21 protein-coding genes are annotated in these 20604 nt (G+C 61.1%); 13 read left to right on the top strand and 8 right to left on the bottom strand.

The features are described 5' to 3' along the window. The first annotated feature begins 6 nt into the window (after positions 1–6). From GGE33_RS14265 to GGE33_RS14245, 5 genes are all read left to right on the top strand, one after another. Positions 7–981, top strand: a complete 975-nt coding sequence (locus GGE33_RS14265; protein WP_183823954.1) for a branched-chain amino acid ABC transporter permease — start codon at positions 7–9, stop codon at positions 979–981. Further along, complete coding sequence (locus GGE33_RS14260; RefSeq protein ID WP_183823952.1) at positions 974–1723, top strand: ABC transporter ATP-binding protein; 750 nt, start codon at positions 974–976, stop codon at positions 1721–1723. Before GGE33_RS14265 ends, GGE33_RS14260 begins: the two co-directional genes overlap by 8 nt. Continuing rightward, complete coding sequence (locus tag GGE33_RS14255) at positions 1720–2406, top strand: ABC transporter ATP-binding protein (protein WP_210303657.1); 687 nt, start codon at positions 1720–1722, stop codon at positions 2404–2406. Before GGE33_RS14260 ends, GGE33_RS14255 begins: the two co-directional genes overlap by 4 nt. Further along, the gene (locus GGE33_RS14250) at positions 2403–2915 is read left to right on the top strand and encodes a MarR family winged helix-turn-helix transcriptional regulator (protein ID WP_183823948.1); all 513 of its coding nucleotides are present in this window, start codon (positions 2403–2405) and stop codon (positions 2913–2915) included. Before GGE33_RS14255 ends, GGE33_RS14250 begins: the two co-directional genes overlap by 4 nt. A gap of 62 nt (positions 2916–2977) precedes the next feature. Further along, a complete protein-coding gene (locus GGE33_RS14245) occupies positions 2978–3910 on the top strand; it encodes a glutaminase (RefSeq protein ID WP_183823945.1) in 933 nt (310 codons plus the stop codon). Between the two features lie 177 nt (positions 3911–4087). On the opposite strand, the gene GGE33_RS14240 is transcribed toward GGE33_RS14245, so the two are convergent. The 4 genes from GGE33_RS14240 to GGE33_RS14225 all read right to left on the bottom strand — a co-directional run bounded on the left by GGE33_RS14240 (position 4088) and on the right by GGE33_RS14225 (position 8376). After that, positions 4088–5605 (bottom strand): tripartite tricarboxylate transporter permease, encoded by a 1518-nt coding sequence (locus GGE33_RS14240; RefSeq protein ID WP_148146245.1) that lies wholly within the window; start codon positions 5603–5605, stop codon positions 4088–4090. A gap of 21 nt (positions 5606–5626) precedes the next feature. Further along, positions 5627–6121, bottom strand: a complete 495-nt coding sequence (locus GGE33_RS14235) for a tripartite tricarboxylate transporter TctB family protein (protein ID WP_148146244.1) — start codon at positions 6119–6121, stop codon at positions 5627–5629. Next, positions 6118–7062: a Bug family tripartite tricarboxylate transporter substrate binding protein gene (locus tag GGE33_RS14230; RefSeq protein ID WP_148146243.1), complete on the bottom strand. Its 945-nt coding sequence runs from the start codon at positions 7060–7062 to the stop codon at positions 6118–6120. Before GGE33_RS14230 ends, GGE33_RS14235 begins: the two co-directional genes overlap by 4 nt. Positions 7063–7290: 228 nt before the next feature. Further along, entirely contained in the window at positions 7291–8376 is a 1086-nt protein-coding gene (locus GGE33_RS14225; protein WP_148146242.1) for an ABC transporter substrate-binding protein, read from the bottom strand. Positions 8377–8532: 156 nt separating this feature from the next. Here GGE33_RS14225 and GGE33_RS14220 point away from each other — a divergent pair, with 156 nt between their 5' ends. The 3 genes from GGE33_RS14220 to GGE33_RS14210 all read left to right on the top strand — a co-directional run bounded on the left by GGE33_RS14220 (position 8533) and on the right by GGE33_RS14210 (position 11180). After that, a complete protein-coding gene (locus GGE33_RS14220; protein ID WP_183823943.1) occupies positions 8533–9039 on the top strand; it encodes a DUF1993 domain-containing protein in 507 nt (168 codons plus the stop codon). A 72-nt stretch (positions 9040–9111) separates the two neighbouring features. Then, positions 9112–9789, top strand: coding sequence for a response regulator (locus tag GGE33_RS14215; protein ID WP_183823941.1), 678 nt, complete (start codon positions 9112–9114; stop codon positions 9787–9789). Next, a complete protein-coding gene (locus tag GGE33_RS14210; protein ID WP_183823939.1) occupies positions 9786–11180 on the top strand; it encodes a sensor histidine kinase in 1395 nt (464 codons plus the stop codon). The genes GGE33_RS14215 and GGE33_RS14210 overlap by 4 nt, the downstream gene beginning before the upstream one ends. A gap of 85 nt (positions 11181–11265) precedes the next feature. Here the strand turns inward: GGE33_RS14210 and nagA are convergent, their stop codons facing one another. The 4 genes from nagA to GGE33_RS14190 are packed head-to-tail and all read right to left on the bottom strand — an operon-like array spanning position 11266 to position 15109. Further along, entirely contained in the window at positions 11266–12423 is a 1158-nt protein-coding gene (gene nagA / locus GGE33_RS14205) for an N-acetylglucosamine-6-phosphate deacetylase (protein ID WP_183823936.1), read from the bottom strand. Then, a complete protein-coding gene (locus GGE33_RS14200) occupies positions 12420–13442 on the bottom strand; it encodes an SIS domain-containing protein (protein ID WP_183823934.1) in 1023 nt (340 codons plus the stop codon). Before GGE33_RS14200 ends, nagA begins: the two co-directional genes overlap by 4 nt. 18 nt (positions 13443–13460) lie before the next feature. Continuing rightward, the gene (locus tag GGE33_RS14195; protein WP_148146236.1) at positions 13461–14225 is read right to left on the bottom strand and encodes a GntR family transcriptional regulator; all 765 of its coding nucleotides are present in this window, start codon (positions 14223–14225) and stop codon (positions 13461–13463) included. Beyond that, entirely contained in the window at positions 14222–15109 is an 888-nt protein-coding gene (locus GGE33_RS14190; protein ID WP_183823931.1) for a glucosamine kinase nucleotide-binding domain-containing protein, read from the bottom strand. Before GGE33_RS14190 ends, GGE33_RS14195 begins: the two co-directional genes overlap by 4 nt. Before the next feature lie 206 nt (positions 15110–15315). Here GGE33_RS14190 and GGE33_RS14185 point away from each other — a divergent pair, with 206 nt between their 5' ends. From GGE33_RS14185 to GGE33_RS14165, 5 genes are all read left to right on the top strand, one after another. After that, positions 15316–16239: an N-acetylmuramic acid 6-phosphate etherase gene (locus tag GGE33_RS14185; protein WP_183823928.1), complete on the top strand. Its 924-nt coding sequence runs from the start codon at positions 15316–15318 to the stop codon at positions 16237–16239. A gap of 17 nt (positions 16240–16256) precedes the next feature. Beyond that, entirely contained in the window at positions 16257–17513 is a 1257-nt protein-coding gene (locus tag GGE33_RS14180) for an ABC transporter substrate-binding protein (RefSeq protein WP_183823926.1), read from the top strand. Positions 17514–17727: 214 nt separating this feature from the next. Further along, positions 17728–18678, top strand: a complete 951-nt coding sequence (locus GGE33_RS14175; RefSeq protein ID WP_183823924.1) for a carbohydrate ABC transporter permease — start codon at positions 17728–17730, stop codon at positions 18676–18678. Positions 18679–18692: 14 nt separating this feature from the next. Continuing rightward, complete coding sequence (locus GGE33_RS14170; RefSeq protein WP_183823922.1) at positions 18693–19532, top strand: carbohydrate ABC transporter permease; 840 nt, start codon at positions 18693–18695, stop codon at positions 19530–19532. Next, a complete protein-coding gene (locus GGE33_RS14165) occupies positions 19529–20590 on the top strand; it encodes a Gfo/Idh/MocA family protein (RefSeq protein WP_183823920.1) in 1062 nt (353 codons plus the stop codon). Before GGE33_RS14170 ends, GGE33_RS14165 begins: the two co-directional genes overlap by 4 nt. Positions 20591–20604: the final 14 nt, after the last annotated feature.

Below are 20604 nucleotides of genomic sequence, written 5' to 3'. Positions count from 1 at the left end.
CAAGACATGCTGACACGCGAAAATACCGTCAATCTTGTGCTTGCCCTTCTGCTGCTGGTCGCTCCGCTCGCGGCCAATGCATTCGGCCAGCCTTTTTACGTGACGCTCGCCACCCGCATCGCCATTCTGGCGCTGGCAGCGCTCGGTCTCAACCTTGCGCTCGGTCTCGGTGGCCTCGTCTCCTTCGGACACGCCGCCTTCTTCGGCATCGGCGGTTATGCGGCGGGTATCCTGTCCAGCCACGCGCTCTCCTACGAGCCGATGATGTTTGGTCTGTCGGGCACGGTGCAGATGCCGATCATCTGGATCGTTGCAGCGATCGCTGCGGGCCTTGTGGCACTGGCGATCGGGGCGATCAGCCTGCGGACTTCGGGCGTCTACTTCATCATGATCACGCTCGCCTTTGCCCAGATGGTCTATTATTTCGCCATTTCCTGGCCGGCCTATGGTGGCGAGGACGGGTTGTCGATCCTGGTGCGCAACCAGTTTCCCGGCGTCAATACGATGAAGCCGCTGAGCTTCTTCCTCGTCTGTTATGTCGTGCTGCTCGCCGGCATCGCACTGTTCGCCCTGATCCGTGCCTCGCGTTTCGGCGCAGCGCTGCAGGCGGCACGGCAGAACGAAACGCGCGTCGCGACCGTGGGCATCCACCCCTATCGTATCCGGCTGACGGGTTTCGTCATCTCGGCGATGGTGACCGCGCTTGCCGGCGCGCTTTATGCCGATCTCAACCGCTTCGTCAGCCCGTCCATGCTCTCTTGGCACATGTCGGGCGAACTGATCGTACTGATTATTCTCGGCGGCACCGGGCGGCTGTTCGGGCCGTTGGCGGGGGCAGCGCTTTATGTCGCCTTCGAATTTGCGCTTGGTGGACTGACGGAACGCTGGCAGTTCTTCCTTGGCCTCATCCTCCTCGGTGTCGTGCTGTTTGCGCGAGGCGGCCTGCTTGGTCTTCTGGCCGGAAAGGCGAAACATGGTTGAGCCGGTTCTGCAGATAGACAATCTCGTCAAGGCATTCGGTGCCTTGCGCGCCACAGACGGTGTTTCGATCGATCTTCGACCGGGCGAAATCCACGCGCTGATCGGCCCGAACGGGGCCGGCAAGTCGACGCTGATCCACCAGATCTGCGGTACGGTGAGGCCGGATAGTGGCACGATCCGGTTTGCCGGTGAGGATATCGGCGCGCTGAACACAGCCGAACGGGCGCAAAAAGGCCTCGGCCGGACCTTTCAGGTCTCGTCGCTGGCACCGGAATTTTCCGCGCTCAGGAATGTCATGCTGGCCGTGCAGGCCAAGCAGGGTTCCAGCTTCGGTTTCTTCAGGCCGGTGATGCGGGATAGTTCATTGGTCGACCCGGCAATGGCGATCCTCGAACGGGTAGGGCTGGCCGACCGCGCGCGCCTGCCGGCAGCCGAACTTTCCCACGGCGAGCGCCGCCAGCTGGAAATTGCCATGGCGCTTGCACTGCAATCCAAGGCCTTTCTGCTCGACGAGCCGATGGCCGGCATGGGGCCGGAAGGTTCGAAAAGGCTGACGGGCTTCCTCGACGAATTGCGCAAGGAAGCGCCGATATTGCTGGTCGAACACGATATGGATGCGGTCTTTGCTTTGGCCGACCGGATTTCGGTGCTCGTTTACGGCAAGGTCATCGCGACCGGCACGGTGGATGAAATCCGCAGTAACCCGACGGTGCGCACCGCCTATCTGGGGGATCACGCCTGATGCTTCTGGATGTACAGGATATCACCACCTATTACGGCGCAAGCCAGGCACTTTTCGGCGTCGAATTCCGTATCGACGAAGGCGAGGTCGTGGCGCTGATGGGCCGCAACGGCATGGGCAAGTCGACGACGATCAAGTCGATCTGCAATCTGATGCCGCCGAAGACCGGCCGGATATTCTTCGGTGGCAAGAGCACCGAGCGGATGGCGCCCTATAAGGTGGCGCGGCTTGGCGTCGGTCTGGTGCCGGAAGGACGGCGCTGCTTTCCCAATCTTTCTGTCCATGAAAATCTCGTGGCCGCGGCAAGGCCGGGCGAGTGGACACTCGCAAAGGTCAATGCGCTTTTCCCGCGGCTGGAAGAGCGACATGCGCAGATGTCGAAATCGCTTTCCGGCGGCGAACAGCAGATGCTGGCGATCGGCCGTGCGCTGATGACCAATCCGCGCCTGCTCATTCTCGACGAGGCGACGGAGGGGCTGGCTCCGGTCATCCGGCAGGATATCTGGCGGGCGATCCGGCAGTTGAAGGCGGAAGGCCTGTCCATTCTCGTGGTGGACAAGACGCTTTCGGAGCTTTTGCCGGTTGCGGACCGTTGCGTCATCCTCGAAAACGGGCGAAGCGTCTGGCAGGGATCAAGCGGCGAAGTGTCGGCCGATATCCAGGATCGCTATCTCGGAGTATGACAATGGAAGCGGCAAGCGCGGATCTCGAGCTTATCGTTCACGACGCCCACGGCAACAACAAGCCGGAGACGCGGCTGTGGCTGCGCATGCTCTCGACCACCAAGCTGATCACCAACGAGATCCGTCGCCGCCTGCGCGCCGAATTTGGCGCGACGCTGCCGCAGTTCGACCTTCTGGCGCAGCTCTATCGCGAGCGTGAAGGCCTGCGTCTCGGCGAGCTGTCGAAGCGCACCATGGTGACCAACGGCAATGTCACCGGACTGGTGGAGCGGCTGGAGGCGGATGGGTATGTGGAGCGCGTCACGCCCCATGCCGACCGCCGTGTGACGGTGGCACGGCTGACGCCATCGGGTATCGAGTTTTTCACCGGCATGGCCGCAGCGCATGAACGCTGGCTGAAAGACATCATGGCAGATGTCGAGCCGGACATGGTCGCTTCGCTCTGGAGCGAGATCGGTGCGGTCAAGGCATCCGCCAGCAATCACCTTTCCGGCAGCGCCGACGAATAGGGGCTTTTCATCGGCCCCGAAAACACTCTAGGTGTTTCAAAAGCATTGTTCCCGGAGCCGCAATGAAAGACGACCTGCAGGCGATCGTTGAAGACATTCATTCAAAGCTGCAGAAGCGGCTCGGCGAAGGCAAGGTGGCCGACTACATTCCCCAACTTGCCCATGTCGACCCGAAGAAATTCGGCATCGCGGTCGTCACCGTCGACGGCAAGGTTCACAGCGCAGGGGATTGCGACGAGGCCTTCTCGATCCAAAGCGTCTCAAAGGTCTTCACGCTGACGCTGGCGCTCGGCAAGCATGGCGAAACGACGTGGAACCGCGTCGGCCGCGAACCATCGGGATCGGCCTTCAACTCCATCGTCCAGCTGGAGCATGAGGAGGGAAAGCCGCGCAATCCTTTCATCAATGCTGGCGCGATTGCGGTGAGCGATCTCGTGCTCGCCGGCCATACGCCGCGCGAGGCGATCGGCGAGATCCTGCGTTTCGTCCGTTATCTGGCGGATGACGAGGAGATCGCGATCGATCCCGCGGTGGCGAAATCCGAAGAGGCGACCGGTTACCGCAATTTCGCGCTCGCCAATTTCATGCGCTCCTTCGGCAAGCTCACCCATCCGGTCGAACACGTGCTCGGCGTCTATTTCCACCATTGCGCCATCGCCATGACCTGCACCCAGCTTGCGCGCGCCGGCCTGTTTCTGGCTGCTAACGGCTGCAATCCGACGACCGGCCACACGGTCGTTTCGAGCCAGCGGGCGCGGCGCATCAATGCGCTGATGCTGACCTGCGGCCATTATGACGGGTCGGGCGAATTCGCCTATCGCGTCGGCCTGCCGGGAAAAAGCGGCGTCGGCGGCGGCATCATGGCGGTCGCGCCGGGCCGCGCCTCGATCGCCGTCTGGTCGCCGGGGCTCAATCACAACGGTAATTCGCTGGTCGGGTCTCTGGCGCTGGAAATGCTGGCGGATCGGACCGGCTGGTCGGTGTTCGGGCACTGATACACCGGACGCCGTCATCCTCGGCCTTGTGCCGAGGATCTAACCACGCTTCCAAAACTGATAGGTCTGCAGATCCTCGGGACAAGCCCGAGGATGACGGCATCCTGAACGGCATACATAAAAAAGCCCGGCACCTCTTCTCGACGTGCCGGGCTTTTTCGTCCTGGGAGGACTTGTTCAGTCTTCGCTGGCTGCCATCTGGGTCAGCACGTCGCCACGACCACGCATGCGCAGGACCAGCGGCAGGATCAGCGCTGTCGCCGCGAGAAGCAGCAGCACGGCGGCGATCGGCGAGGTGAACAGCACGGTGAAATCACCCTGGCTGATCGACAGCGCACGGCGCAGCTGCTGTTCCGCCAGCGGCCCGAGGATCAGGCCGACGATGACGGGTGCGATCGGATAATCGAAGACGCGCATGACGTAAGCGATCAGGCCGAAGAGAAGCAGCATGCCGAGTTCGAACACCGATGGGTTGGCGCCAATAGTGCCGAGCGTCGCAAACACCAGAATGCCCGCATAAAGCCAGGGCTTCGGGATGGTCAGCAGCTTCACCCACATCCCAACCAGCGGCAGGTTCAGAACCAGAAGCATCAGGTTGGCGATCAAAAGCGAAGCGATCAGGCCCCAGACGAGCTGCGGATTGGTCGCGAAAAGAAGCGGACCGGGCTGCAGGCCGTATTGCTGGAAGCCGGCGAGCATGATTGCAGCGGTCGCAGACGTCGGCAGGCCGAGTGTCAGAAGCGGCACGAGCGTACCGGCGGCAGACGCGTTGTTTGCAGCTTCCGGTCCGGCAACGCCTTCGATCGCGCCATTGCCGAATTCTTCCGGATGCTTGGAGAGCTTCTTTTCCGTCGCGTAGGAAAGAAACGTGCCGATCTCAGCGCCGCCGGCCGGCATTGCGCCGATCGGGAAGCCGATCACGGTGCCGCGCAGCCAGGCTTTCCACGAACGCGCCCAGTCCGATGCCGTCATCCACACGGAACCCTTGATCGCTTCCACCTTGTCGGGCGCCTGCGCGCCCTGGGCTGCGATGAACAAGGTTTCGCCGATCGCGAACATCGCAACCGCCATGGTCGTGACTTCGATCCCGTCGAGCAGGTCCGGCACGCCGAAGGAAAGGCGGTTCTGGCCGGTCAGCTGATCGATGCCGACGAGCGAGAGCGCCAGGCCGATGAACAGCGAGGTAAGGCCGCGTAGCGTCGAATTGCCGAAAGCGGAAGACACGGTAACGAAGGCGAGCACCATCAGCGCGAAATATTCGCGAGGGCCGAAGACCAGCGCCAGCTTGACGATGTAAGGCGCGATGAAGGCGAGCGCCAGCGTCGCGATCAGGCCGGCAACGAAGGAGCCGATCGCGGCTGTCGCCAGCGCCGGTCCGCCGCGGCCCGCGCGGGCCATCTTGTTACCCTCGAGCGCGGTGACGATCGAGGCGCTTTCGCCGGGCGTGTTCAACAAGATCGACGTCGTCGAGCCGCCATACATGCCGCCGTAATAGATGCCGGCAAACATGATCAGCGAGCCGGTGGCGTCGAGCTGGTAGGTGACCGGCAGAAGCAGCGCCACGGTGGTCGCAGGCCCGATGCCCGGCAGGACGCCGACCATGGTGCCGAGTGTGACGCCGATCAGCGCATAAAGCAGGTTCATCGGCTCTGCGGCGGATGCCAGGCCCTGGAGGAGGAATTCGAATGTGCTCATGGGATGTCTCTCCGGCTCCGGTTACTGGAGGAGCAGGTTTTCAAGCGGGCCGGCGGGAAGCGAGAGCTGTAATACGCCCGCAAACAGCCACCAGATGGCAAGACAGATGGCGATACCGACCGGAATGCTGATATGCAGCTTGCGCGCACCGAAACCGCGGGCGGCAAGGCCGAACAGCAGGCCGGTTGCGATGGAGAAGCCGGCAAGGCGGATCAGGATCATCTGGGCGAGAAGGCCACCGACAACCCAAAGGACCGGGCTGATTTCCTGACGCTCGCGCTCGGGAAAATCGTGACGGAAGGCTGCAAATACGGTCCAGATGGCAAGGCCGATCAAGCCGAAGCCGATCCAGTAAGGAACCGAAGCCGGGCCGATCGGCGAATAGCCGGTCGTGGCTGTCAGGCGCGATACGTCGACGAAGATGACGCCGGCAACGATGGCGAGAACGGCTGCGATGACAAGCGCCGCCCAATCAGGGCGGCGCTCGCTCGAGCTCTTTGGTGTGTCAGAACTCATTTAACCAGTCCGATTTCTTTCAGGATCGTCTCGGTGGAGGCGATGTCCTTGGCAAGCTGTTCGTCGAAGGCCGCGCCCGACAGATAGGTGTCCATCCAGCCCTTGGTCTTCAGGTTTTCCTGCCACTTGCCCGACTTGGCGAGCTTTTCGATATCGGTGGCGATTGCCTTCTTCTGCTCTTCGGTAATGCCCGGAGCAGCGGCAACCATGCGCCAGTTCTGCAGCACGACGTCGAGACCGCTTTCCTTCAGCGTCGGCGCATCGATGCCGTCGATCTTTTCAGCCGAAGAGATCGCCAGAAGGCGCAGCGAACCGGCCTTGATCTGGCTTTCGAACTCGCCATAGGACGAGATGCCCGCCGTCACCTGGCTGCCCAGGATTGCGGCCAGTGCTTCGCCGCCGCCGGAGAACGCGATATAGTTGATCTTGGTCGGATCGACGCCGGCAGCCTTGGCGATCAGGCCCGCGCCGATATGGTCGGTACCGCCGGCCGAACCGCCGCCCCAGGAAACCGAACCCGGATCAGCCTTCAGCTTGGTGACGAGATCGCCGATCGACTTGATGTCGGACGAGGCCGGCACGACGATGACTTCGTATTCGCCGGTCAGCCGCGCGATCGGGGTGACGTCCTTCAGGGTGACGGGCGACTTGTTGGTGAGGATCGCGCCGACCATGACGTAACCGCCGACGAGAAGCGCATTCGGGTTGCCCTTCTGCTGGCTGGCGAACTGGGCGATGCCGATCGTGCCGCCGGCGCCCGGAACGTTCATCACCTGGACGCGGTTGGAGATCTTCTCCTGCTGCAGCACGGTCTGCATCGTGCGCGCGGTCTGGTCCCAGCCGCCGCCCGGTGCTGCCGGCGCCATGATCGAATAATCGGCGGCAACCGCCGGAAGGGCGATTGCACTTGCGAGGAAGGAAGCGAGCAAGAAATGTTTCAAGGTATGTCCTCCGTTGTCGTCCCGCGAGACGAAGTGTTTTTACGCAACGGAAGGATGTTTTGGGCGCAGCGACATGTCGCCCGCCATTCTCCTCCCGTTATCGACGGCCCCACCTCCATGGAGGCCGCATGCGCTCAAGCGATCACAAGAACCTGACATTTACCTGACATCGCTTGACGACAGTCATTCTTGCAGAAAACCAAGTAACGATGCCAGCTTTTTCAAGTCCTATTGATGTCGCAGTTCCTCGTTCCATTTCGAGATCAATCGCGCTCGCTTCACCTGATCAAGATAGACCATCAGACCTAGGCTGACAGGCACCGGCTTCAACTGTCCGCCGAGCATTTCGCGCATCGTCGTCGCCGTATTGTTGCCGGCGACTTCCGGGCTGACGGCGGGGATCTGCAACTCCCGAGCCATGATCGTCTGGCCTTCTTTCGACATGAAGAATTCCAGGTACCGCTTGCCGAGATCGGCATTGGCCGCAGCCTGCGGAACGAGCCCGATGCGCGACATCACGACAGTATAATCCTTGGGTAGGACGATGCCGACATTCGGGTAACGCGAGGCCCAGTCGGCGGCATAGGAGCCGACGATATTGTAGCCGAGCAGAAACCGGCCATCGGCCACGCGTTCGAGGATCGCGCCGCTTGTCGAATAGAGTTTTACTCCCGCCGCGCCCATGGCGCGCACCACGGACCAGATATCGCCGAACTGTTCCTGGTCGCGCGACATGAACAGAAAACCGACGCCGGAACGTTCGATGTCATAGGTGCCGATCCGCCCATGGACCGAATCGCCGTGTTTGTGCAGGAATTCGATGAATTCGGCTCGGCTGGCGGGTGGGGCCTCGTTCTTAAAGCTCGGCTTGTGATAAACGAAGACGGCCGGTTCGAAGGTGAGCGCATAGACGGTATTGCGCCAGTTCGCCCATTGCGGCCAGCGCCCGCTCATCGGCAGGTCGCTCGCCTGGGCATATCCGTCATTGGCGAGTTTCACCTGCAGGTCCATGGCCGAGGAAAAGGCGAAGTCGGCTGTCTTTTTCCCCGCATCGGTCTCGCGCACGATCCGGTCGTAAATTTCGCCGGTCAGCATGTCCTCATAGGCGACCGCGACATCTGGATTGGCAGCCTGGAAACCGGCGATCATCGGCTTTGCAAGCCCCTCGTCCAGCGATGAATAGACGGTCAGCACTGCCGCATTCTGTTTGCCGGAGAGAGCCGGAAACATCAGCACATTCGCGGCGCTCGTTCCAGCCAGAAAGGCAGGACAGAGCCCGATGAGACAGAGACAAAGGAATGTAAGGCGCGTCATGTACGGACAATGCCTGAGGCCGAAGCCTGCGGCAAGCTGCCACGGGCGTGTCCGCCCGGCCACAGGCGCAACGCATTGTTCGAGCATCCTTGTTCGGCCGCTACGACTGCCTACCTGATGCCGGTAATTCTTTCTCTGCCCCCAACGAGGTTCCCCATGTCTCTCTCGCTCTACGACGTCTCCGTGCCGGCCTTCCTGCGCGGCTTTGCCAATCTCACCGAAATCCTCAAGAAGGGCGAGGCCTTTGCCGACGAGAAGGGGATCGCCCACAAGGAGCTTCTCGAAGCCCGGCTGATCGAGGACATGTTGCCGCTGACCGGCCAGATCCAGCGTGCAAGCGACAGCGCCAAATTCGTGCCTGTTCGTGTCGGTGGCGTCGAAAACGTGCCCTTTTCCGATGACGAAGTGACGTTTGCCGATCTTCACGCGCGTATCGAAAAGACCGTGGCTTTCCTGAAAGACGTCGTGCCGGCCTCGATGGCGGATCGCGAGGATATCGAAGTGGTGCTGAAGACCCGGTCGGGCGAGACCATTTTTAACGGCAAGAGCTATGTGCTCGGGTTTGCGCTACCGAACTTCTATTTCCACGTCACGACCGCTTACGCGATCCTGCGCCACAAGGGCGTGCCGGTCGGCAAGATGGATTATCTTGGTCGTCCCTGACTATCAGCGCCTCGCCATCGTGACATCTCTCCGCTTCACCGATTATAGTCGGCGCTGAAGCGGAGGGATTTCGTGCGTATATTGCTGGTCGAGGATAATCTGGCCCTGGCCGAGGGCCTTCAGGCCATTCTTCGCAGTAGCGGTTATGTCGTTGATTTCGTCGCAGACGGCGCCTCCGCAGAGGCCGCCGCCGCAGCTCAAGCCTATGATCTCGTTATTCTCGACCTCAACCTTCCGGAAATGGATGGTCTCGATGTGCTGCGCGCCATGCGCGCCCGGCAGAACCGCGCGGCGGTGATGATACTGACTGCGCGAGGCCTGCCGGAAGAGCGGGTACGCGGGCTCGATCTCGGTGCCGACGATTACATGATCAAGCCTTTTGATGTGCCGGAATTCGAGGCGCGCATCCGCGTCCTACTCCGTCGACAGGCAGGGCTGCGAAGCTCGGTTATCAGCCATGGCGGCGTCACTTTCGATCTGACATCTCGCACCTTTTCATGCAGCGGCACGCCGCTCGACATTCCGGCCCGCGAGATCGCGCTGCTCGAACTGCTGTTCCTCAGAATGGGAAAAGTCGTCTCGAAGGAGGCGATCGTCGCCTCGCTCACCGGCTTCGACGACGACCTGTCGGCCAATGCCATCGAACAATATGTGAGCCGGCTAAGAAAAAGACTGTTGCCGCATGGGCTGACCGTGAAAACTGCCCGCGGCATCGGTTATTATCTCGAAGCCGCGAGGGCCGCGCCATGACGGGCGCTGCCCTAAGCGCCTATTCCCTGCGCCGTCGCCTGCTTGCCTGGCTTCTGGTCTCCACGGCCGCAATCGGCGCGATCGCTATGATCGACACTTGGGACGAGGCGATCGATACCGCGAACGAGGTTTCGGACCGTGTTCTGGCAGGATCGGCGCTTGCCATCGCCGAACGGGTGATCGTTTCGGAAGACGGCTCGCTGGAGGTCGATATTCCCTATGTCGCATTGGAAATGCTGACATCCGCTGCGCAGGACCGTGTTTTCTATCGGGTCGACGGACCGCCTGGCACTTTCGTCACCGGTTACCAGAACCTGCCGTCGATCCAGCGACGCGAGGGACAGGCGGCGGCCTTCGGTGATGCAGTCTTTCGCGGCGAGCCGATCCGGGTTGCGGCACTGGCGCGTTCAGCCTCTACCGGCATCAATTCGGTACCCTTTACCGTGACGGTAGCCGAGACGACGATTGCCCGCCAGCAGCTGACCCATGCGATCCTGTTACGGTCCGCGCTGCGTATCCTCTTCATGATCCTGGGGGCGGCGGCGATCGTCTGGGTTGCCGTCACGCTGTCGCTTCGTCCGCTCTATCGCTTCAGTGAAGCACTGTCGGAGCGCAGCCCCGATGACCTGCATCCGATTACTGAGCGGGTTCCGAACGAGGTGCAGGGACTGGTCGATACCGTCAATTCCTTCATGGTCCGGCTTGAGGGTGCGCTCGATGCGCTTCGCCATTTCACCGGCAATGCCGGGCATCAGTTGCGCACCCCGCTTGCGATCGTCCGCACCCAGCTGACGCTTGCCAGGCGGTCAGGTGATCTGAGCGAGGTTCAGCAGGCAGCGGAAAAGGCGGATGAAGCCGTGGGCGATGCGGAGCGTATATTGGCCCAGCTTCTCCTCATGGCGCGGATTGATGCCGCCAGCCGTTCGACCGCAATGCGCCAAGTCGATCTCGTGGATCTGGCCCGCACCGTCACCGCCGAGCATGTGCCGCGTGCAGCCGAAGCGGGTATCGATCTCGGTTTCGAAGGAGAGGGAGAGGTCACGGCCATCGTCGAACCCATCCTGATTGGCGAACTGGTGAAAAACCTGGTTTCCAACGCGCTGCTTTATGCCGGTGCAGGTGCTGAGGTGACGGTGCGTGTTGCTGGCCAGCAAGGCGGAGCATGTGTTGAGGTTGAGGATAACGGGCCGGGCATCCCGCCTGATCGCCGCGAAACTGTGCTGAGGCGCTTCGAGCGCGGCGATGTAAGCGGGCAGGGGCGACCGGGAACCGGGTTGGGCCTTCCGATCGTGGAGGAAATCGCGCGGCTGCATGGTGCAAGCCTCAGCCTCGAAGATGGCGCTGGAGGCAAGGGTCTGAAGGTGCGCGTTGTTTTTTCGGTGACGGCCTAGGCAAGCCGCCAGCCCCTCATCCGTCTGCCACCACCTTCTCCCCGTTTACGGGGGAGAGGGCTAGGGTAAGGGGTAAATCCCAAATCTATGCTTGATAAACGATGACGCCGCCGATCCATGTGCGCTGCGGGTGAAGGCTTGCGTCCAGCACCACAAAATCGGCATCGAACCCGGGCTTGAGCGATCCCTTTTTATCCGCAATCTGGACAGCATCCGCCGGATAGGCCGACGCCATTCGCAGCGCTTCCTCCAGCGGCAGATCGAGCGTTTCGTGAACCAGCCGCACGCAGGCAGCCATGTCGATATCGGCGCCGGCAAGCGTGCCGTCGGCAAGCGTGAGACGGCCGTCATGGCGCAGGATTTCCCGGCCGTTGAGGGTAAACGATGTCATGTCTGTGCCGATCGGCGACATGGCGTCGGTCACGAGAAAAATCTTTCCCGGTCCGTTCTTGGCGCGCAGGGCTGCCGCCATCGCTGCCGGATGCACATGGATGCCGTCTGCAATCAGGCCGGCATGCAGGTTTCTCGTATCGAGTGCCGCGCCGACCATGCCCGGCTCGCGATGGCCGAGCGGGCTCATGGCGTTGAACAGATGGGTAACGGTCCGCGCTCCGGCGGTGGCATAGAGGCGAGCCGTGTCGTAGCTGGCTTCCGTATGGCCGAGGCTTACGGTGATGCCGGCGCGCGCGAGCGTGTTGACCTGTTCGGGAGAAACGCTTTCCGGCGCGATCGTCACCATCAGCGCGTCGAGCGCCTCACCGCAGGAGAGGATCAATTCGAGGTCCTGCTCCTCCATCGGCCGGATCAGCGCCGGATCATGCGCGCCCTTGCGGGCAAGCGAAAGATGCGGGCCTTCCAGATGCAGGCCGAGAAAACCGGCAACACCCTGTTTCTTTGCCTCGATCCCGGCCGCGACCGTGCGGCTGGTGATCTCGAACGTGTCGGTAATCAGCGTCGGCAAAAGTGCCGTCGTGCCGAATTTTGCATGCGCGGCGCAGATCGTGGCGATGCCTTCGACGGTCGGCTCTTCATTGAGAAGCACCCCGCCGCCGCCATTCACCTGCAGATCGATGAAACCGGGTGCGATGATCTCGCCGCCTTCGATCGTCTCCATATCCGCAGAGAGCAGATCGACCGGAAGAATGCCCGTAATCTTTCCGCCTTCGAAAATAACGGCAGCATCCTCATGCCAGCCCGAGCCGTCGAATACACGCTTGCCGATGAGAGCCTTTTGCTGGGTCATAGCGTTTCCGTGACCTTCTTCAGAGCTGCAGGCTGATCGGGATTAAAGCCCTTGGACCGGGACCATGCTTCGACGAAACCATAGAACGGTACGATCAGCGCCAGTGCATCGGTCAGCGGATGGCCGGTCGCGATGAAAGGCAGCTTGTTGGCGGCTTTCACCTCGCCGGATGTGGCGAAGGCCATAGCCCGTTTGCCGGCAAGGCTGTCGACGATCTCGACGATGGAAGCCTCGGCCGCATCGCGCGCGGCAAAGGCCAGCACCGGAAACCTGTCTTCCACCAAAGCCACCGGGCCGTGCAGCACCTCGGCTGCCGAATAGGCCTCGGCATGCATGTTGGAGGTTTCCTTGAATTTCAGCGCTGCTTCGCTGGCAATCGCCAGCGCCGGGCCGCGGCCGAGCATGTAGAGCGATTCCGCGTCACCAAGTTGACCGGAAAATTCGCTCCAGTCGAGCGTAACGGCTTTTGCCAGATGGTCCGGCAAAGCGCGAACCGCGGCCTTGAGCGCATCGTCGCCCGTCCATTCCGAAAGAAGGGCAAGACCGGCAACGATGGAATTGACAAAGGATTTTGTTGCCGCGACCGCAAGTTCGGGGCCGGCGTTGATATCGACTGCATGAAGCGATGCTTGCGTGATCGGCGAAGGAAGCGTGTTGGTGAGCGCGACGGTCACCGCACCGCTCTTGGTCGCCGCTTCAGCCATGGCGACGATGTCCGGGCTTTTGCCGGACTGCGAGATGGCGATTGCCGCTCCGCCGCCAAGCTTGAGGTCGGCGCCGTAGATCGAGGCGAGCGATGGTCCGAGCGAAGCGACTGGCCGGCCGGCCGTCAGTTCGATCGCGTATTTGATGAAGGTTGCGGCGTGATCGGAAGAGCCGCGGGCGATCGTCACGAGGAATGCCGGATCCTTGTCGCGGAGCGCTCGACCCGCCTTGGCAAGGTCTGCAGCCGATCGGTCGAGCAGTCGGGTCGCCGCTTCCGGTATCTCGTTGATCTCCTGGCGCATATGGGTCAGCATCTTGCAATCCTCGACTTGTCAGTTTTCTCCGAGCGAAAGCTCGGCCACGAAATCATAGGCGTCGCCGCGATAAAGCGAGCGCGTCAGTTCCACCACCCGGCCGGATGCCAGATAGGAAACCCGCTCGATAGAAAGGCCGGCGGCGTCGATCGGCACTTCCAGAAGCCCGGCATCGGTCTTTTTCATGTTGGTGGCGGAAATACGCTGGATGGCGCGCACCGGTCGCGCATTCTTTTTCTCGAGTTCGGCATAAAGCGAACCCGTGAGCGAAACCGGATCGGGCAGGAATTCGGCGGAAATGCTGGCCCGCTCGATTGCGAGCGGCATGTCGTTGCCGAAACGCAGGCGGCCGATCCGGGCGACCATCGTGCCGGGGGCGAGGCCCAGCATCATCATCTCTTCCGGCGAGGGATGAAAAAGCCCGCGCTCCAGCCATTCCGAGCGGGAAACAAGGCCGCGCCGCGCCATGTCCTCGGTAAACGAGGTGAGCTTGGTGAGCGGCTGCTCGACCCGCGACAGCGGCTTGACCACGAACGTGCCGGACCCGTGCTTGCGCGTAAGCAAGCCGTCCTTGACGAGATCGTCGACCGCCTTGCGCACAGTGACGCGGCTGACATTGGCATAGTCGGCAAGGTCGCGCTCGGCCGGCAAGGCGTCGCCATGGCCGAGCTTGCCGGAAAGAATGGCCTCTTCCAAGCTCTGGCGCAGTTTCAGGTAAAGCGGCCCCGACCCTGCCGATTGCAGGCCGTCGAGCGGCAGGATCGCGGTCAGCGTATCGCTCATGCGCGCACCTCCGCCTTGTCCGCATAAGCCTTCACTGCCAGCTCGACGGCACCCGTCAGTGCATCGGCACGCGGTTCGGAAAGGTGTGTCCGGTGCCGTTCGGAAAGATAGGGCGGATAAAGCGGTGCCAGGCCGCCGAGCAGGCAGAGCTTGCCCTTCGCTCCGGTAACGGCGCTGACTGCATCGAGCGCTTCGTCGACGCCGCTTGCGCCGGTTTTCAGAATTCGCAGCGCGGTCTGATCGTTCTGGCCCGCAAATTCGAACACCTTAGGCGTATAGCGGCCGAAATCACCCGGTTTGGCCAGCCGCGCGAAATCAACGATCAGTTCGGGATTGCCGTCGAATTCCTCAAGGATGGCTTGAGTCAGAGGGCTCACCGGCCGGATCTTGTCGAAGGCGAGCAGCGTTTCCTGCAGCGCCAGCTGGCCGAGCCTTGCGCCGCTACCGAGATCGCTGACCTGAAAACCCCAGCCGGCTATGGATTTGAACTGGCCCTGATCTCGAATGATATAGACGGTTCCGGTTCCCACGATGCCGATCGCACCATCTTCGTCGCCGATGGCACCCTGCAGCGCGATCACGCCATCGGAAACGATCTGAGAGGCTTTGAATGGAAGCCGTGTCATCACATAACCGACAGCATTGCCGACATTGTTGCCGGCCAGCCCGAGAATGGCCGATGCCGAACCGAGATCCGGTGCCAGCCCCGCATCCTCGAAGGCGAACCGTGCCGCCTCGGTAATATGTCTGAGCGCGGTATCGGGATCGGTCAGGATATTGGATGCACCGCTCTTGCCGCGGCCGAGCATGGTGCCGGCCTGATCGGCCAGTGCTGCCCGGCAGCTCGTCCCGCCGCCATCTATCCCGAGAATGTAACCCGTCATTGGTACCTCCAATGTCGATGATACCAAAAAAATACCATTTACCAAGAGCGAAATGGCTGGAACGAGAAAATCGACGATAATTGCTAGATTTCCTTAATGTTTTGGCGGTTCTGCAGGTCGCTACGGCCTTCGATGGTAACGATTATTAATTTCCCGCTGGACAATTGGTATTTTTTTGGCATCATTTTGATCAGAGGGAGAAACGGATGAGCCAAAAAGCCACCGAAGCCAGACACAAGAAAGCGGAAGGCCTCGATACGCGGGCGCCTGAGGATATTCTTGCGCTTCTGGCATCCGGCCAGCAGGACGCGGCCGGGGCGGTTGATGCGGCCATCCCGGCTTTGGCTGAGGCGGCTGATCTCTTGGCTGATGCCCTTCGTTCGGGTGGAAAACTCGTTTATGCCGCCGCCGGCAGTTCGGGACTGATGGCCATGGCTGATGCGCTGGAGCTTCCGGGGACCTATGGCATTCCTCGTGATCAGATCGTGCTGCTTTTGGCCGGCGGGCTATCGAGCCTCGGCGACATGCCGGGCGCACCGGAGGACGATGTGGTGCTCGCTGAAAAGGACGCATCGGTCATCACCGAAGGCGACTGCGTGCTTGCCGTATCCGCAAGCGGCTCCACCCCTTATGTGCTGAAGATCGCTGAAATCGCCGGCAGCCGTGGCGCAAAAGTCGTGGCGATCGCCAACAATCCAGATGCTTGCCTGTTTGAAGGCGCGGATGTTGCCGTCCTGCTTCAGACGCCGCCGGAAGTGGTGGCTGGCTCGACCCGCATGGGCGCCGGCACCGCCCAGAAACTGGCCTTCAACATGTTGTCCACGCTGGCAGCCATCAAGCTTGGCCATGTGCATGACGGCCATATGGTCAATCTGCGTGCCGATAACGAGAAACTGCGCATCCGGGCTGCCGGAATGGTGGCCGAGATTGCCGGCATCGGCTTCGATGAAGCCCGTGATTTTTTTGCTCGTGCCGATGGCTCGGTCAAGGTCGCGGTGCTGCTGGCAGCAGGGGCTGCCGATGCAGTTGCTGCAAGGGAATTGTTGAATTGTTCCGGACAGGTGTTGAGGAAAGCACTGGCGGAACTGAACGTGACGGAAAATACCGTGAAATGCGCCGCAAGGCGCTAACAAACAGGGAGAACATTATGACCCGTCTACTGAAAGGCATGCTTTTCGCCACGACCATGTTTGCTCCGGCAGGCGCGGTTCTGGCGCAGGATGCATCGCTGACCATCGAAAGCTGGCGTAACGACGACCTGTCGATCTGGCAGGAAAAGCTGATCCCGGCCTTCGAAGCGAAGAACCCCGGCATCAAGGTGACCTTCGCACCGATGGCGCCGACCGAATACAATTCCGCCGTCAACGCCAAGCTGGAAGCAGGCACTGCCGGTGATCTCATCACCTGCCGCCCGTTCGACCTGTCGCTGGCCATGTTCCAGAAGGGCCAGCTCGCGCCGCTCAACGATCTCGACGGCATCAAGAATTTTTCCGACACGGCCAAGTCCGCATGGACCACCGACGACGGCAAGACGACCTTCTGCGTGCCGATGGCATCGGTCATCCACGGCTTCATCTACAACAAGAAGGCGTTCGAGGAGCTGAAGGCCGAAGTGCCGAAGACCGAGGACGAGTTCTTCGCACTCCTGGACAAGATCAAGGCGGACGGCAACTACATCCCTCTGGCCATGGGCACCAAGGACCAGTGGGAAGCCGCCACCATGGGCTATTACAATATCGGTCCGAACGACTGGAAGGGCGAGGAAGGCCGCAAGGCGCTGATCGCCGGCACCCAGAAGCTGACCGATGCTGACTGGGTCGAGCCCTACAAGACGCTCGCCAAGTGGAAGCCCTATCTCGGCGACGGTTTCGAAGCCCAGACCTATCCGGACAGCCAGAATCTCTTCACGCTGGGCCGCGCCGCCATCTATCCGGCAGGTTCCTGGGAAATCGCGCCATTCAAGGCGCAGGCCGATTTCGAAATGGGCGCCTTCCCGCCGCCGGTGAAGAAGGCCGGCGATACCTGCTACATTTCCGACCATAACGACATCGGCATCGGCCTGAATGCCAAGGGCAAGAACCCGGAAGCCGCGAAGAAATTCCTGGCCTGGGTCGCATCGCCGGAATTCGCCACGCTTTACGCCAACTCGCTGCCCGGCTTCTTCAGCCTGAATTCGACGGCGGTAAAGATGGAAGATCCGCTGGCCCAGGAATTCGTCTCCTGGCGGCAGAACTGCAAGCCGACCATCCGCCCGAGTGCGGCAATCGTCGGCCGCGGCCAGCCGAACCTCGATCTGGAAATGTGGCGCGTGTCTGCAAACGTCATCAACGGCACGCAGACGCCGGAACAGGCAGCGGCAGAGACCCAGAAGGGTCTGGACAGCTGGTACAAGCCGGCGAAATAAGCTTCCACGAAGCTTATTTTCTGTCGCACAGGCGGCCCCTCACCCTAACCCTCTCCCCGTAAACGGGGCGAGGGGACGTGGCTCACGCTGCGTTGCGATTGGGAAAGACGGCGCGGCATATCTCCTTCTCCCCGCGAGCGGGGAGAAGGTGGCGGCAGCCCGACGAGGGGCAGTCACATCCTCGACCTTGACAGCGAATAATCGGAACCGACCTATGAGCGACATCGACACTGCCGATCCTGAGATCGCTCCGATCAAGCGGCCCGCCCGCTGGCACATTCTCGTGTTCCTGGCGCCGGCATTTCTTGTCTATACCGCGATCATGATATTGCCGCTGATCGAGACGCTGCGGCTGTCGCTCTATAATCTGGTCGATGGCGAGACCGTGTTTGTCGGCCTCGCCAATTTCGTCACGCTGTTTTCCGATCCACGGCTTGCAGCCAACTTCTGGAATGCCCTCGGCAACAACCTGATCTTCTTCGTCATCCATATGCTGGTGCAGAACCCGATCGGCGTCGCGCTTGCCGCCATGCTCTCGGTGTCGAAACTGCGCTTCGCCACCTTCTATCGCACCGCCATTTTCGTACCCACGCTTCTCTCCTTCGTTATCGTCGGCTTCATCTGGAAGCTGATCCTCTCGCCTATCTGGGGCATTGCGCCGGGTATGATGGATTGGGTCGGGCTGAAATGGATGTTCGCCCCTTGGCTCGGCAAACCGGAAAGCGCTCTGATCACCGTGTCGCTGATTTCCGTCTGGCAATATGTCGGCATCCCGATGATGCTGATCTATGCGGCACTGCTGAACATTCCCGACGAGGTGCTGGAAGCTGCCGAATGTGACGGCATTACCGGCTGGAGCCAGTTCTGGAAAATCAAGCTGCCGCTGATCCTGCCCTCGATCGGCATCATCTCGATCCTAACCTTCGTCGGCAATTTCAATGCTTTCGACCTGATCTACACGGTGCAGGGCGCGCTTGCCGGGCCGGATGGCTCGACCGATATCTTGGGCACGCTGCTCTATCGCACCTTCTTCGGCTTCCAGAACCAGATGGGCGACCGCTCAATGGGTGCGACGATCGCTACCGTGATGTTCCTGATCATCCTCGCCGGCGTTTCGCTTTATCTCTTCGTCATCCAGCGGCGCATGCGTCGCTATCAGTTCTGAGGAGGTCAAAGACGATGGCAACAGCCCGCACCTCATATTTGCGCATCGGACTGATCCATGTCGCGCTGATAAGCTACACTCTGATCGCGCTTTTCCCGGTATTCCTCACGTTGATCAATTCGTTCAAGAGCCGCAACGCCATCTTCCGCGAGCCAATGGCGATCCCGACGCCCTCGACCTTCAGCCTCGTCGGGTACGAGACTGTCCTGAAACAGGGCGATTTCATCGGTTATTTTCAGAACAGCCTGATCGTCACCGTCGTCTCGATCGCGTTCGTTTTGCTGTTTGGCGCCATGGCCGCCTTCGCGCTGTCGGAATATCGCTTTCGCGGCAACCTGCTGATGGGCCTCTATCTGGCGCTCGGAATCATGATCCCGATCCGGCTTGGCACCGTCGCCATTCTGCAGGGGATGGTCGCGGCCGGTCTGGTCAATACGCTGACGGCGCTGGTTCTGGTCTATACGGCGCAAGGCCTGCCGCTCGCCATCTTCATCCTGTCGGAATTCATGCGCACCGTGTCCGACGACCTGAAGAATGCCGGGCGCATCGACGGGCTGTCCGAATACGCGATCTTCTTCCGTCTCGTCCTGCCGCTGGTGCGGCCTGCCATGGCGACGGTTGCCGTCTTCACCATGATCCCGATCTGGAACGACCTCTGGTTCCCGCTGATCCTGGCACCGGGCGAGGAAACCAAGACAGTCACCTTGGGCGCACAGATGTTCATCGGCCAGTTCGTCACCAACTGGAATGCAGTGCTTTCTGCCCTGTCGCTCGCCATCCTGCCGGTTCTGGTTCTCTACGTCATCTTCTCCCGCCAGCTGATCCGCGGCATCACATCAGGAGCCGTCAAATGAGTGGAGAAAAGCCGATCCGAGTCCTCGTCGCCGGTCTTGGCAATATGGGCCGCAGCCATGCGCTCGCCTATCACAACGATCCCGGCTTCGAGATTGTCGGGCTGGTCAATCGCTCGACGCCGAAGCTCGATCCGGCGCTCGAAGGCTACAAGATCCATCCGGATTTCCTGACCGCGCTTGAGGAGCTGAAACCCGATCTCTGCGCGATCTGCACCTATTCCGACAGCCATGCGGATTATGCAGTTGCCGCTTTTGAGACCGGCTGCCACGTCTTTGTCGAAAAGCCTCTGGCGACCACGGTTGCAGATGCCGAACGCGTCGTAGCAGCCGCGAAGGCTTCTGGCAAAAAGCTGGTCATCGGCTACATTCTTCGCCACCACCCGTCCTGGATCCGGCTGATCGAAGAAGCGCGAAAGCTCGGCCCGCCCTATGTCTTCCGCATGAATCTCAACCAGCAGTCCTCCGGACCGACCTGGGACGTGCACAAGGCGCTGATGAATACAACGCCGCCGATCGTCGATTGCGGCGTGCATTATGTCGATGTCATGTGCCAGATCACCGATGCGAAACCCGTCGAAGTGCGTGGCATGGGCCTGCGCCTCTCCGACGAGATCGCGCCGGACATGTATAACTATGGCCATCTGCAGGTGATCTTCGAAGATAAATCCGTCGGCTGGTACGAGGCCGGCTGGGGACCGATGATCTCGGAAACCGCCTTCTTCGTGAAGGATGTCATGTCGCCAAAGGGCTCGGTGTCTATCGTCATGGACCCGAATGCAAAGTCGGACGATATCGACACGCATACCAAAACTTCGGTCATCCGCCTTCACAGCGCCGAAACGGGTCCAGACGGAAAGTTCTTGTCGCCCGACAAGGATATGAAAATGGCCGGTGAGCCGGGCCATCAGGAACTCTGCAATCTGGAACAGGCCTACATGCTGCGGGCCATCCGCGAAGATATAGACCTCACCCGGCACATGGACGATGCGGTGCAATCGCTGAAGATCTGCCTTGCGGCGGACGAAAGCGCGCGCACGGGCAAGCCTGTCCATCTTTGACGCCGGTACGGAAT

The organism is Aliirhizobium cellulosilyticum (assembly GCF_014198105.1).
Lineage (GTDB): Bacteria > Pseudomonadota > Alphaproteobacteria > Rhizobiales > Rhizobiaceae > Neorhizobium > Neorhizobium cellulosilyticum.
Note: the sequence above shows the minus strand (reverse complement) of the source record. Positions and strands in the feature narration are given on the sequence as shown.

What these genes read in the sequence shown, in the direction of transcription:
- GGE33_RS14235 (WP_148146244.1), bottom strand. Translation starts at nt 6,121, where the DNA reads ATGAGTTCTGACACACCAAAGAGCTCGAGCGAGCGCCGCCCTGATTGG.
- GGE33_RS14180 (WP_183823926.1), top strand. Translation starts at nt 16,257, where the DNA reads ATGACCCGTCTACTGAAAGGCATGCTTTTCGCCACGACCATGTTTGCT.
- GGE33_RS14265 (WP_183823954.1), top strand. Translation starts at nt 7, where the DNA reads ATGCTGACACGCGAAAATACCGTCAATCTTGTGCTTGCCCTTCTGCTG.
- GGE33_RS14260 (WP_183823952.1), top strand. Translation starts at nt 974, where the DNA reads ATGGTTGAGCCGGTTCTGCAGATAGACAATCTCGTCAAGGCATTCGGT.
- GGE33_RS14245 (WP_183823945.1), top strand. Translation starts at nt 2,978, where the DNA reads ATGAAAGACGACCTGCAGGCGATCGTTGAAGACATTCATTCAAAGCTG.
- GGE33_RS14195 (WP_148146236.1), bottom strand. Translation starts at nt 14,225, where the DNA reads ATGAGCGATACGCTGACCGCGATCCTGCCGCTCGACGGCCTGCAATCG.
- GGE33_RS14165 (WP_183823920.1), top strand. Translation starts at nt 19,529, where the DNA reads ATGAGTGGAGAAAAGCCGATCCGAGTCCTCGTCGCCGGTCTTGGCAAT.
- GGE33_RS14240 (WP_148146245.1), bottom strand. Translation starts at nt 5,605, where the DNA reads ATGAGCACATTCGAATTCCTCCTCCAGGGCCTGGCATCCGCCGCAGAG.
- GGE33_RS14220 (WP_183823943.1), top strand. Translation starts at nt 8,533, where the DNA reads ATGTCTCTCTCGCTCTACGACGTCTCCGTGCCGGCCTTCCTGCGCGGC.
- GGE33_RS14190 (WP_183823931.1), bottom strand. Translation starts at nt 15,109, where the DNA reads ATGACGGGTTACATTCTCGGGATAGATGGCGGCGGGACGAGCTGCCGG.
- GGE33_RS14170 (WP_183823922.1), top strand. Translation starts at nt 18,693, where the DNA reads ATGGCAACAGCCCGCACCTCATATTTGCGCATCGGACTGATCCATGTC.
- GGE33_RS14250 (WP_183823948.1), top strand. Translation starts at nt 2,403, where the DNA reads ATGACAATGGAAGCGGCAAGCGCGGATCTCGAGCTTATCGTTCACGAC.
- GGE33_RS14185 (WP_183823928.1), top strand. Translation starts at nt 15,316, where the DNA reads ATGAGCCAAAAAGCCACCGAAGCCAGACACAAGAAAGCGGAAGGCCTC.
- GGE33_RS14210 (WP_183823939.1), top strand. Translation starts at nt 9,786, where the DNA reads ATGACGGGCGCTGCCCTAAGCGCCTATTCCCTGCGCCGTCGCCTGCTT.
- GGE33_RS14225 (WP_148146242.1), bottom strand. Translation starts at nt 8,376, where the DNA reads ATGACGCGCCTTACATTCCTTTGTCTCTGTCTCATCGGGCTCTGTCCT.
- GGE33_RS14200 (WP_183823934.1), bottom strand. Translation starts at nt 13,442, where the DNA reads ATGCTGACCCATATGCGCCAGGAGATCAACGAGATACCGGAAGCGGCG.
- GGE33_RS14175 (WP_183823924.1), top strand. Translation starts at nt 17,728, where the DNA reads ATGAGCGACATCGACACTGCCGATCCTGAGATCGCTCCGATCAAGCGG.
- nagA (WP_183823936.1), bottom strand. Translation starts at nt 12,423, where the DNA reads ATGACCCAGCAAAAGGCTCTCATCGGCAAGCGTGTATTCGACGGCTCG.